Source organism: Thermoplasmata archaeon (assembly GCA_035532555.1).
Lineage (GTDB): Archaea > Thermoplasmatota > Thermoplasmata > Lutacidiplasmatales > UBA184 > Lutacidiplasma.
The window spans coordinates 1-12,079 of sequence record DATKQS010000020.1 but is presented as its reverse complement, the minus strand read 5'-3'; the positions used below and the strand labels follow the sequence as shown (position 1 = coordinate 12,079).

The following is a 12,079-nucleotide window of genomic DNA, read 5'->3' as shown; positions in this document are numbered from 1 at the left end:
CACGAATCCCGATCCTCGACTCCGTCCCGGGCGTCTCTGTTCGCGAGACCGGGCCCGTTGATGCCTCGGGGGCGGGTCACGGGCGATCCCATGGTCCGTAAGTTACGTATCTCGAAGCGGACCGTCGCTAGGCATCATCGCTGATGGTCCACATTCCTACCTCCGATCCGGCCGCGTAACGCACGCGGAAACTCCCTGGTTACCGCTGGTTACGCGCAACCGAACGGTCTATCTGTACACCCATTCACGTAGCGCGACACGCTCCTGACTTCGCGGGAGCGATAACTCCCTCAGTGTTTGGTCACGGCTACGCGAGCATCAAGAAGTCAACCAACGGAACAAATAGAATCGGGGGTTCGTACTCCAGCAGATCACGAGTGACGACCACCCCGAAGGGGGGCCGCTTTTCCTCGATGAAATGGTGCATTCCTTCGAGGTCTCGTTTCGGGTCGGTTCGATACTTTACCTCAATGGGGAGGGGCTCTCCTTGGTACTCGATCAGCACATCCACCTCATGATCGTGTCTGTCGCGCCAATAGTAGACCGGGGGTAAGGGGCCCGGCGATAGATTGAATGCAAGTCTCTTTGCATAGCCGTGGACAACCGATTCCACGAGCTGACCCATCTCGATGGAATTCGTAAACATCGACGCATCGACCCGGCCTCGAAGTACGTTGAGGAGCCCGGGGTTGGGAATGTAAATCTTTCGTTGCTTCCGAAGGCGAGTGTCCCGCCTTCGAGAGTAGAAGTAGGCTCTAGAAATCATGAATGCACCCTCGAGATAGTCGAGATATTCCGACAACGTCCTTTCATCCAGGCCAAGTGGCTCGGAAAGCTTCCGGTGATTCGCCAACCCACCGCTCTGACCGGCGATGAGACTCAGTAGGTCCTCAAGGACACGTGTGCTCGATCGAATCCGGTGAAATCGGTACAAATCGTGTGCGAGGGTCAACTTCACGTAGTCGTCGAGACGACGGGCGCACCGCCCAGCGTCATCCGATTGAATCAGCTCGGGATAGCCGTCAACCAGGAGATACCATTCGAGAGCCGCCTTGAGGGCGATTCGTCTCCGCGTCGGGCGCGGCCTAATGCGCTTAAGCCGCTTGAAAAGACCTGAGGCATCTCGCTTTCTCAGGGCAATTTCCAGTTCGGATCGGGCTTGAAGATATTCGTCGTTCGCCCGGTAATCTCCGGTCCTAAGCGACATCACGTCGACAAACTTCCACGTGAGGAGCAGCTGAATCGTCACTCTTCCAGTCAGGCTCTCCGACGCCCCGGACTGGAGTTCCGAATTGGAGCTAGATGACACGAGGAACTGGAGGGGGAAGTGAAAGTCGTACCATCCTTTGAGATCACGATGCCAGTTGGGGAGCTTTGTGATCTCGTCGAGGAATACATAGACCGGCTGACCGGCGGTTCGGAGAGGCTCGCGAAGGATCCGCTCCTCAAACCCGCGAATGGCGTCATTCAAGGGCTGCGGGCTGTATAGACCCAAGCCCGGAAGGTCGAAGCTGACGAAGAGGATTCGCTTGGGATCCGTCCCCTGAGCAAGCAGGTCCTTTATCAGCTGATACATGAGCGTGGTCTTGCCGACCTGGCGAGGACCAGCTAGAGCTGTGATGGGCTTGTCCTGCAGTTTGTTCCGAATGACGAAGAAGTCGCGTCGTCGATAAGGCGGAGCGAGAGCATCGGGTACAGACCCTTGTTCCCACCAGGGGTTGGCGTCCGACAATAGCTCGAGAAGGCGCTCGGGTTGCTCGGCCATCTGCAACATCATGATGCGCATGTTCACATTAAATCTACCGCATCATGATGTCGGTCCCTTCAGAGGCTCGGAAAGACTCCGGGCAGGGAGAACGCGTCGCCTGTCGCGTTCGTTTGGCAACCAGATGCCCCTCAAGACTCGCATGCGGCGGGTCTTGTTGATGGCTTAGTAGACACTCGCTCGGTAAGTCCGAAAGGCCGTGCCCCCCCCTCTAACGCACCGTCATCCTCAGGCAGATCTCCCCAGTATCAGCTGGAAAGCCATTGGAGTTACCTACATCGAGCATTGAACCGAACCTTTGCTATGGTCCGTAATTTGTCAGCATTACTAACTCTCTGATTTGACCAAATCTCGAATTGCCTAATTCGCTAGGTCGTAGAGCTCGCGGAGCTCGCCAATAGCGCGCTCCATCCCCTTTCTCTTTCTCTGTAGGTCCTTGATGGCTGCCTGGATCGCCCCTTCATCCTCTGGAGCGAGACCCGGTCTGCCATGACCTCTATACCCGCTCTTGACTTTGTTCTCGTTGAACCAAAACGTGCTGACGGCCTCTTCCATTTCATAGATGAGGTACTCTGCCTGGTCATGAGTGAGATCGTCAACTAGCTCGTAACCAATGTACCCGCCTTCGGACGAGGCGTTAGGGAAGTACCTGTTGAACGCCTCTCCTTTTTTGGTAGCGATTCGAATCAGCGTGCCCCTGACGTACTCCGCGGATACTGGTGAGAGCTTCTTCGCGGCCATGTGACTACTCCTTCAGGTCTGTCGCTTCCTCGGTCAGAACTTGATGTCAGCGGCGTCGTTGCGTATGAGAGCAGGTACGCACCGTTCTCTCCGAGCCATCTACAATCCTCAGCCACCTCATAGGATATACGGCACTTCTTGCTATAGCCTTCTGGGACGGCAGGACCCGGATCTGTAGGTTGACCATGCAGCTCGATGAGGTGGTTCACAATCCGTAGGAACTGCCGCCGCAGTCACCGTCGATAAGCTCCGAACTCTTCAGTCACGCTCCTTGGAAAGCGCGGTAGGCAAGTGGCTGGCGCATTCCATGAGCAGCCCTGGGAGAATTTTCGATCGCTGCCGGAGAAGTCGGACTCCGTAGATCGAGTTTGACCAGATGCCCCGTAGCAGGAAGTTTACTGTGAGGGCGAGGGGCAGCGACTAGTCCTCCTCCGACCCGTCTGCCGGGAATTTCCAATCGGGGACTACTTGACTGCATACAACGCAAATAGGTGATATCTCGCCCGCATTCGTGATCGATGTCTCGACGTTGGTGTGGGGACATGGCACACCCTCAGACAGGATGTGGTTGGGAAACACCCTCAGGTAATCTCTCCTGGAAAGCAGTTTAGTAAGCGGGGGACTGAAAGTTACGCCTCCGCTTCGATCGAATCTGAAGGTGATTCGGGGTATACCCTCGGCACTGGGGTGGTCTCGGAGCTTGTCTCCCGAAAGGATGTACACCGGTCGCCCATACTCCTCGAGTTCCAGTCTTGCCCTACTGATGATTGTCTCGTCGGCTTGGGTCCCGGCGGGCGTCCTTGCAAACCTGATGAGGTCGATTCCAGACGGGCTTCTGAGGATCTCTCGGAGTCCTCGCGGGTCGTCAATCTTGTGAAAGGTTGAAGCGTCGACGAACAGTTCAAACTCGACCCTTGCAGCCCTGAGGGACTCGACGACGGTCTCGACGTTTCGCAACTGGGCTGGAGGGCCGCTCGAATGACCATAGGCTACGTTGCTGACATCGACAATCACATGTGGGGGGAAGTCGGGGTAAGCCACAGGATCAGGCAACCCGAAACCATACTTGCACCTTGCGACTCTCTTGACAGGCAATCCGGGACTTGGGGCTGTCAGCCAGGTCACCTACGCACCTACGACTCGCACAAGGTTGCTCATGCACACAAGAAGATCTCCCGCGCTCACTTCAAAACTCTCGATCCGCAGAAATCGCGCACAAGGAGAGTTGAGCATAGCAGGGTCGAGAACAAGCGCGACTGCGCTTCGGGTGGAGGAAGGCAGATCGCCTCTGCATAGATGATCGCTGGATTGTGTGTGTCCGGGCTGGGCGGCGGTCCGACTTGGATCCGAGGTTCCACCCGAGCGGTTGAAGCGGCCGGACCGGCGACCTGAGCCCTGACACGGATGGGTACCCCGTGGCACCTCAGGCCCGAGACGGTCTCCGCCGGGCCCTGACGGCCAGCCGTTCCAGGAGGAACTCGCTACCAGATCGGCCGGTCGGTGAGTATCGACTCCGACCAGTCTTGCTCGGCCCGCTAATCTGCAGGGATATCCTTCGTTGACCACTTCTTCTTGATGACTTTCCCAGGAATCTTGTTGACTCGAAACGTCCAGACAGTAATGGTCTCCTTCTCGATTCCTTTCAGCCCGCGCAACTCTATGATCTCGCCTCGCCCGCCCTTAAACAGTCTGTAGTAAGTGGCTCGGGTAGTGCCGAGCTCCGCCACTATGCCCTCGGGTCTAGCAAGATTGCAGAGCCTTGCGCCCAGGTTCATGATGGATCCCGCGTAGTCATGCATGGTCTGTCCTGGAAAGTCCAATCGCAGCACCGTTCCTCGTGCGACGCCCGAGCCAAGTTTCAGGGAAGTGGCTTCGTCGGCGTAGGAATCACGCTCTACAGGCGTCAGGTGACTGAAGCGATAAAGGAACAGCGCGTGGGTCTCCAAAATAATTGACTGGATCCAGTCCGTTGCCAGGCTCTTCACTGCCATAGTCGACGCCCCATCGAGTTCCCAGACGACGAGCAAGCCATCACCGAGGTTCTTGTAGTACACGGGCGTGGCAATGTGCCGAACTTCCTTGAGCTGGGCTTGTGTCCGGAGGTATCGAGTCCGAGCCTCGGCTGTCGCACTCGGCATTCTAAGCGTCTTTGCTCGTGCCAGGTCGGCTCTCAGGTGGGTCTCGGTGAAATCATCCAGTGTGAGCCGATAAGCTGTGACGTAGATCTTGAGGTAGGATGCGAGCAGATTCTCTATCAGACGGTCCTGACTCCGCGCCTTGAGGGCGTTACAATAGCGAGTGAATCCACGGATATCACTGTACCAGACGACCACCTCCCGGCTCGAGAGCTTTGGGGGCAGCGCGGAGTCACCGAAGGGCCCGATGTCGGCAAACATCTCCGTTGAAGTGAATGCATCTCTCAACCTCTCAGAACCAGCCTTGGTCGATTGTACAGGATGGGTCTCTGACACTGAGGCAGGGGGAAGCGCCTGTGTCGGGATCCTAGCGTTAGCAGCTCGTTTCCGAGCACCCTGAGGAGCGCGGTGAGTTGCCATTAGACAGGTGGTCAGACAGGGGGCTCCACCCTTATACAGTATCCTGCCGAGATGGCGTCCGTCGAGACACGTCGATCTGGCGGGTCCTGGGTCGGAGGGCCGGTTGGTATGAGTGAAATTGCTCCGTCCGCTCAAGCACTATTGAACCCACCTTGACTGATTCGACCTGTGCTCCCGGCTGGAGAGGGATGCTGATCGAGGACCGCCCACCGATTCTGTCTCACTGAGCTGTACGGATCGCACGCGAACGACCCTCGGCCGGAGCCGACCCGTCTGTCTGATTGCCACGCCTGAAGTTGGACGAGATACCGGACCTTCGGTCCGACGAGTCCATGTCGGTTTCCGCCCGCTGAGCTTGGCTACTGTCCAAACGAAGGCGAGGCGGAGACGCGAGGAAGAGCCAGTGCAGCGACGAGACCTATCGTGTTCAAGTCGGGCGAGGTGTCGCCGACTCGGTCGGCACACGAGGTGTACGTTTCGCCCGTCGGCGGCGTACGGTATCGCTTGACTCAGGAAGACGGTGAGCGACTAGATTGTTTCCTACGGGAGTAAGCTTGTACTCTCCCCTATTGCCTGTTGGCACAAGCCACCCGACATTCTTGGCGTCGACCAGACATTGTCGAGGCTTCGCAGGCAGCGGGAAGCCGGCCTGTACATAGTAGGTGTGAATATTGTCGGCGATGACCGCTCCCTTACGTTCGTCGGCAGGAGCCACGTTGGCGAGATAATAGGCCATAACGGCTGCCATCTCAATCCCACTCTTCGGTTGTTTCTCGGACACGAACTCCCGAATGTCACCTGCGGCACGGTTGTGGGGTGGTCGGGGGGCTGGGTCTAGAGCAGGTTTTCCAGCGTTTGCTCCCTCGGTCAGCGTAGAGGAGGCTTGGGAGTCTATTGGAGGCTTCAGTGCGAAACGGGCCATGATGTACTGGATCACGCGGGAACGAGCTGACTCACTAAGAGGTATCAACGCACCTAGTGCAGTGCGTATTGCGGTGAGCTCATCGTCGCCCTTCTCATCTGCCATCTAGTTCGGCCCCCGATCTCCCTTGGCCTGCGATGCGCGTGAGTGCGATGGACGGATATTAGACTTTCACTTGATGGACACTTGTGACATGTCGGCTTAGACGGAGAACGGGCCGGATTAGCACACTTGCAACTCTCTTGAAAATCCTGATATACTGTGAGGTCCATCGACTCACGTCTCGCATGCCCAAAGCGCAGTACGTTACATCATCCGGAGCCCGGGTTACGATTGAAGGGACTACCGAGGAGGTTGCCTCGGTTCTTCACAAGCTAGAGGCTGGCACTGGCAGACCTGAGAAAACTCACACGACTCGTCCAGCGAAAACGAACAAGACCCAGCGCGGGGCAGTTGGACACGTCCTCGCTCTTCGGGAATCGGGGTACTTCCGTACGCCCAGGAAATTGGCTGAGGTTAAGGACGCTCTCGGAAAGGACGGCCACCTAGTACCATCGACACCGCTCGCCGTGATCTTGCTTCGTCTAGTTCGAAGGAAGGAACTTCAACGGACGCGGGACGGTGGTAGCTGGAAGTATGGAAATCGCTGAGTTTGCGTCAATCAGATCGTGAAGTTCCGTGAGATAGAGGCGATAGGTTAGAGTACGACTTTGACGGGCGACCCAGTGTCTATCGTTGCACAGATACGTGGTTCGCCAGACGTCAATCCTGAGGAGTTGCACAACCTCTCTAGACCGCTCGATCGCACTCTCTGGTGCCTCGCTGCCGCCCGCGACTCGGGAGAGTCCGGTCCGTTGTCTGTCAGCGAAATCGAGGCAATCCTCAAGTCTCTCGATGTTGCGATTCGGCGGGGGCAAATCGCGAACGCCCTCAACCGAGCCCAGGATCTCGTGATTCGTGAGCCAACTGAGCACGGGCTTCGCTACGGAATCGCACGGAAGGGCAGAGAGCGCCTCTTCTCTATCGGTGGCAAGAATTCGATCGAGGTAATGTATTTCGAAGCGGGTCGCCGCTGGAGCGCCCGAAAGGGTCTCCTCGGTCTAGCCGACACGCTCCAAGGAGACTTGGCAATCACGGATCGGTATTACGGAACAAGATCTCTTGAGGTTCTCGACGCGTTGGCTAACAGATCCGGACGCGTGCGATTCCTTACCCAGGACCTCGGTGGGGGCGAGCGCGCACCAGCGATGGCTCCTCAGATTCGGGACCTCAAGTCCGAACACCCAAATCTCGAAATGCGTCGCCTTCCCGGGCACAACCAGTTACACGATAGATACATTCTGGCGAATGAGGCCGTTCTGCTTGTTGGCCCGGGCATCAAGGACCTTGGCGCACGGGAGTCATTCGTAGTCCTTCTCACCGAATCCGTTGCGCACGATCTGCATCGGATCCTCCACGCAACGTTCGATGCGCGTTGGGCCACCAGTCCCTCCCTTTGACTGCCTTGCTGCTGACATCGAGGGAGGGGGAACAGGGATTGCAGTTCCTTGTGTCCCGGTCGTCTGCCTAGCTTGGCTGATCGGCTATTCACCATCCTGAAGGTACGACTTGCCTGAGCGAACGCCCGCATCGCGCCGAGTGTATTGGGTCATTCCGATGCCGACAGGTTTTGGTGAGGAGCAACTCAGACCGTAGCGGATGTCGGGCGGCCACGTGCGCCCGCGGACGGGCCAACACCACCCTCACTCATTGCCTACCCGCTAAGGATTCACGATTCCGACACAACGAGCGTTGAGCTCAGTTCGCAGACTTAAATCTCACACACTACGAGGGGAAGACAACACACGCGAGCAACTGGACCCGAGGCCGGTGCTACCGGCGATAGACCAACTCCCAGCGCCGTCGTGGACACGAATCACGATCGCAGAGCTCTTGATCGATCAATCAGCATCTGATGTGGTCATCGCGCCGAATGCCTGCGGATTCCACTCCCGCAGTCTACCGTGAAGACGGAGAAAGAACAGCCTGCGGTAGGCTCTATAATGTTGGCCGGGTAATACACCCCGTGACTGAGCGGTAATGACGCTAAAGGCAGACCGAACGTTCGAAGGCTGGGTTCGTCACTATCTCTCACGCTATGGAGCTACGGTTGCCATCGTAGGGGTAACGATTCTCGTCACGCTCACAGCGGCAATCGCCTCGAACCCGGCCGGAGGAGGCAGCCTCTCTGCAGCGCTGCTGTTCGGAAACGTTGGCCAGAGCATTCTCCTATGGATGGGAATCAGCTTGGTTCTCGTCCCAGTAGTGCTCTGGTACGCTTTGGAGCGGAGAAGACGAGCCAAGTCGATTGATTCGAGCTTGAGCGCGGCGATGCTGCGCTCTGTCCCCCCATACCTTCGACTTGCAGCAAAGGATCGATATGCCTTCGGGACCATCGTTACGGTGCGCGCTCACCCCAATCCGGCCGAGGGTTGGAAACTGAAGGAGGTGGAGTTCCGAGTCTCGGAAGCCCCGTTCGAACTTCCCTCAGGTATGAAGGCGGCCTACAATCGGTTTGTCGAGGATAATCGTGACTCTCTCAGACTCTACAATGACGGCACGAACTACATGATCGCGCGATCACCCACAGCGTTCACGGACAGTCCGGAGTTGGTTCTCGAGGCGAGGAAGACGCAGTACTCCGTGTGCCGCTTCTATCAGGCGTGGGCAGCTGGAGACACGCAACGGCTAGAGGCTTCCGCCCTGGAGGCCATAACTCCAGGTGAAATTTCGTTTCCCGCCTCGACCGCGATTCACTGCTTGGTCGTCACCAAGGATGATCGATTGCTAGTAATCAAACGCCCTCCAGACGTAGGGTGGTACCCTAACCATTGGTCCCCTACTGTGGACGAGAATGTGTCCGAGGACGATCTGAGGTTCCCTCCTGACGCACGATTAGGAGCGTGTCTAGCGCGAGGACTCCTGGAGGAGCTTTCCATTGCCCCACCCGATGATTTCGAACCCATGGACGCACGAATTCTATCGGTCTTCTTGGAAGGCTCGTTACCTACAGTTGGGCTATGCGCCTACGTGCCCCTTAGGCTAACATATGATGAACTAAAGACCAAGTTTGTTGGTCGGCAGGACATAGAATTCTCAGAAGAGCGCGGCATCCCGATTCGTGAGTTGTCAGCAAGAAGCTTGCACGGTTTCGGGGCATGTGTTCCGATGACCGAGTACGGTCTGATGATGCTCATGTTGCATACCGATCGCGATCTAGCTCGTATTCTGATCTGAGTCGTTTCCTGAACTACAAGGCGAGCGTTGCGAGTGTGTTCAACGCTTGTTGAGCGTAGCCTCCCTGTGTCGCGTCTTGGGCCTTCGCGGGAGACAATCACTACCCTCGGCGTTCAGCGGCCGCAGCGGATCCACTGTAACGCCGCCCTGGGAGTGGAAAGGGAAGACCCCCAGGAACGTTTAGATCGTACCCCTCGCTTCTTGGCTCGTGGACCTTACTCTCAGGGGCGATCTGGCTTCGAGATACGAAAGCCGGTCACAGATTGCCCGCATCCTTACCCAAGAGTGGGTGGGTCGGGAAGTTCCTTGCCTCTCTTGCTCTGCCGCTCCACTGACGCCAACCGCCCAGAACACAAGGGCACGGGACTTTGAATGTCCAGAGTGCTCCGAGCCCTACGAACTGAAAGCGAGTTCGAGACGGTTCGGTCGCCTTGTGCCCGATGGAGAGTACTCCACTTTCCGGTCAGCCGTTGGCTCCGACCGTGTTCCAAATCTCCTGCTCATGGAGTACAACCGTGACGATCTAGGCGTCAGGACTTTGCTAGCAGTGCATAGGAGCTTGATCTCAGACCAGGCGATCGTTCCACGCAAGCCGCTCTCTTCGAAAGCGCGACGAGCGGGATGGCAGGGATGCAGCATCAACATGGAGTTGATTCCGGCTTCCGGACGAGTAAGCGTCGTGAGGGATGGGCGTGCGCTACCTTGGCCGATCGTGACCAAAGAGTGGGCTCGCTTTGAGTTCATGGTCCGCCTTCGACCTGAGAGTAGGGGCTGGCTAAGGGACGTACTCTCGTTTGTGCAAGGACTTGCACCCGGCCCCTTCAGGCTCGAAGAGGTCTACGGTTTCGAGGATGAGCTAGCCTCGTTGCATCCCGCCAACCGGAACATTCGGCCCAAAATCAGGCAACAGCTCCAGATTCTCGTGGCGGAGGGCGCGATCTTACGACGGTCGCCTGGCTGCTACGAACTGTTCCCTTCAGGCCCTGCCGCTGCTTGACCGGTCGAAGCGCTTTCGTCGGGATCGGCTGGATGAGGTCACACCTTTTCGAACTCCGCGAGCCGCCACTGTATCGCCTCGGGTGCTGGAAGGTCCTCTGCCAGTTCCGGAAGATTCGGAAGCCGTTTGCCTTCCCAACTCAGGACGTGATTCGCCATTGCAGATCGACGGAAGTCCTCGTCTGGAGTTAGAATCACCCTGAGATCCTCGTCCATTGTCCAGGCAAATCCGTCGAAGAGCGAGTGGTGATTTCTGCAGAGCAGGAGTCCATTGCGGATGTCGGCGATGTTTCCCCGCTCCTCTACGGGGATTATGTGCGCTGCGTCCAGTCCGAGTGATTTCCCCCGAAGTCGGTAACCCACGGAACAAAGACTGCACTTGTCATGGTAGATTCGACGAATGACGGCCCCAAATCTCCGATCACGAAGCGTGCGATTCGCTGCCTCTGAAGGGGCGGGGTCCAACTCGAAGGGGGCAAAGGTGGGAACCAACCGGTCAGCTTGTGGGGTCGCGGTCCAATCGATTGGTTCCCCTCTCAGGATGAAGTGGGTTCCGTCGAACCCGTCTACGAATGCCAGCCCAAGGACCTCATAGCCACCACGACCCGGCTTTGAATCTGCTTGGCGAAAGACTCCAACTGGGACGTGATCAGCCTGGCACCGCAGAAGTCCACGGTTCGTCGGAAGCTCGAGATCCGGCCGACCATCCCGCCCTTCGGGTGAATATCGATAGGTCCAAGATCCATCAGGATAGAAGGCGGGTTCCTCATCAGGATAGGCTCCGCGGAGTGTCTGCCTCACCCAGAGCGCATACTCCGACCCAGCTGGTTTGTAAATTCCCCTCTGACCCTGAAACCCTTGCACTTCTCTCTGCAACTCTTGGGTAGGCACCGAGTCTCCGAACATTCGCCGGATCTTAGCGAGCTGATCCTTCAGGGAGGCATTCCCGACTCTATCCAAGGGATCGGGCATCGAATTTTCTGGAACACGGGGCGATCTAAGAGTCTTCCCGAAGGGTTCACCGAAGGGGGATTACGCCGCCGGAGCCTGGCCCTATGCATAATCCTGTAGCCCTAGGCCGAAGCATCTCCCACTGAGGGGCCAGGCACCATCCCCTCCCCACAGCCGCGCGAAAGTCTCTTCAATGACTCTTGAACACAGGTCTCCTGGGAGTTGTTGGTCCCAACGAGAGGTTAGACATCACAAAGCCGAACACCGGTCTCAAGCTCTCGCGGCCTTGCCCGTGACCAATTCGATCTCGTCGACTGCCAACCCGTAGAGAGTGAAAACCAGTTGATCGATTTGGTCCTCGAGGGCATTCTCCTGATCCTCGAGCATGGTTACCTGTGTAGGGGTCCTTGCTGCCCTCTTCGTGAGTTTTAGGGAGTGAATCTGATTTGCAAGTTCGGTTAGACTAATGTAAGTTGCCCACTGGCTTAGATTCTTCTGCTCGGGTATAATGATGGGCAAGATCGCAAGATGGCCGCGCTTGACCTGAGCCAGTGCTTCACCCTCTTCAGGATTGATTATTTTCCGGTAAAACCAGGTCATCAGCTTCGAGTTTAGAAGCGCACAAAGATATCCTAGGTCAGGAGATCGCTCTCTCGGTACAATGGTGTAGAGATTGTCCCTAACAACGAACCGTTGAGTGTCGAGTGCTGCTATAATCGAATCCCCGGTCTGTCTGACCTGCCTTCCCGCGGATTTAGGTAGCAGGTAGATACTCGCTCGCTCCGAGGGTGGCGAGGAGTTCCTTCTGCTCCTTGGTGAGACGGGTGCACCATTCCCGGACCGATTTCCCCGCCCCAAACCGTACCCACGAGA

The 12,079-nt window shown here is 57.1% G+C and carries 8 protein-coding genes; 2 read left to right on the top strand and 6 right to left on the bottom strand.

What is annotated here, in order from left to right:
• Window positions 1–307 precede the first annotated feature (307 nt).
• From VMV28_05175 to VMV28_05160, 4 genes are all read right to left on the bottom strand, one after another.
• Window positions 308–1,765, bottom strand: coding sequence for an ATP-binding protein (locus VMV28_05175; GenBank protein HUZ79990.1), 1,458 nt, complete (start codon window positions 1,763–1,765; stop codon window positions 308–310).
• Window positions 1,766–2,125: 360 nt separating this feature from the next.
• Window positions 2,126–2,506: a hypothetical protein gene (locus tag VMV28_05170; GenBank protein HUZ79989.1), complete on the bottom strand. Its 381-nt coding sequence runs from the start codon at window positions 2,504–2,506 to the stop codon at window positions 2,126–2,128.
• A 420-nt stretch (window positions 2,507–2,926) separates the two neighbouring features.
• Window positions 2,927–3,631, bottom strand: a complete 705-nt coding sequence (locus VMV28_05165; GenBank protein ID HUZ79988.1) for a hypothetical protein — start codon at window positions 3,629–3,631, stop codon at window positions 2,927–2,929.
• 410 nt (window positions 3,632–4,041) lie between these two features.
• Complete coding sequence (locus VMV28_05160) at window positions 4,042–4,902, bottom strand: hypothetical protein (protein HUZ79987.1); 861 nt, start codon at window positions 4,900–4,902, stop codon at window positions 4,042–4,044.
• Window positions 4,903–6,693: 1,791 nt separating this feature from the next.
• Here VMV28_05160 and VMV28_05155 point away from each other — a divergent pair.
• Window positions 6,694–7,482, top strand: a complete 789-nt coding sequence (locus VMV28_05155) for a hypothetical protein (GenBank protein HUZ79986.1) — start codon at window positions 6,694–6,696, stop codon at window positions 7,480–7,482.
• 580 nt (window positions 7,483–8,062) lie between these two features.
• The gene (locus VMV28_05150) at window positions 8,063–9,259 is read left to right on the top strand and encodes a hypothetical protein (GenBank protein ID HUZ79985.1); all 1,197 of its coding nucleotides are present in this window, start codon (window positions 8,063–8,065) and stop codon (window positions 9,257–9,259) included.
• Window positions 9,260–10,294: 1,035 nt separating this feature from the next.
• On the opposite strand, the gene VMV28_05145 is transcribed toward VMV28_05150, so the two are convergent.
• Window positions 10,295–11,227 (bottom strand): HNH endonuclease, encoded by a 933-nt coding sequence (locus VMV28_05145; GenBank protein HUZ79984.1) that lies wholly within the window; start codon window positions 11,225–11,227, stop codon window positions 10,295–10,297.
• Window positions 11,228–11,476: 249 nt separating this feature from the next.
• Window positions 11,477–12,064 (bottom strand): TaqI-like C-terminal specificity domain-containing protein, encoded by a 588-nt coding sequence (locus tag VMV28_05140; protein ID HUZ79983.1) that lies wholly within the window; start codon window positions 12,062–12,064, stop codon window positions 11,477–11,479.
• Between the last annotated feature and the right edge of the window lie 15 nt (window positions 12,065–12,079).

Coding starts and splice junctions, on each gene's coding strand:
- VMV28_05175 (HUZ79990.1), bottom strand. CDS start 1,765: ATGGCCGAGCAACCCGAGCGCCTTCTCGAGCTATTGTCGGACGCCAAC.
- VMV28_05170 (HUZ79989.1), bottom strand. CDS start 2,506: ATGGCCGCGAAGAAGCTCTCACCAGTATCCGCGGAGTACGTCAGGGGC.
- VMV28_05160 (HUZ79987.1), bottom strand. CDS start 4,902: ATGTTTGCCGACATCGGGCCCTTCGGTGACTCCGCGCTGCCCCCAAAG.
- VMV28_05150 (HUZ79985.1), top strand. CDS start 8,063: ATGACGCTAAAGGCAGACCGAACGTTCGAAGGCTGGGTTCGTCACTAT.
- VMV28_05145 (HUZ79984.1), bottom strand. CDS start 11,227: ATGCCCGATCCCTTGGATAGAGTCGGGAATGCCTCCCTGAAGGATCAG.